Source organism: Salifodinibacter halophilus, assembly GCA_012999515.1.
Lineage (GTDB): Bacteria > Pseudomonadota > Gammaproteobacteria > Nevskiales > Salinisphaeraceae > Salifodinibacter > Salifodinibacter halophilus.
Map to the genome: position 1 here is coordinate 1 of JABEEB010000063.1, position 365 is coordinate 365.

The window sequence follows — 365 nt, forward strand, 5'->3', positions numbered from 1 at the left end:
CCAGCATCATCACCACCTCGCAGCCGGCCTGTTGGGCCAGCAGCTCGGTGGTGCCGGTGTAGGCGATGCCGCCTTGGTTGATGACGGCCTTATGCACCGGGCCGGTGATCACCCCGTCCAGGCGCCCGTCCAGGCAGGCCTGGGCGGCGTCGGTGAGGGCCTGGATCACCGCCGCGGCGTTGGCCGGCTCGGGCGTGCCGAAGGCCGGGGGCGCGGGGTTGCGGATCTCGACCACGGCGACCTCGCCCGGCGCGCGCGAAGGGCGGTCGGGCGGGAGCAGGGTCAAGGGCAGGGCGAGGGCGTCGGCCGCGGCGCGCAGGCTGCGCGGGTCGGCGTAGCAGATCAGGTCGTAGTCGCGCGGCTGT

1 protein-coding gene is annotated in these 365 nt (G+C 74.8%); it reads right to left on the reverse strand.

Annotated features, from left to right (window positions below; genetic code table 11):
* A partial coding sequence (locus HKX41_10695; protein ID NNC24598.1) for a 4-hydroxythreonine-4-phosphate dehydrogenase PdxA occupies window positions 1-365 on the reverse strand: 365 nt, incomplete at both ends.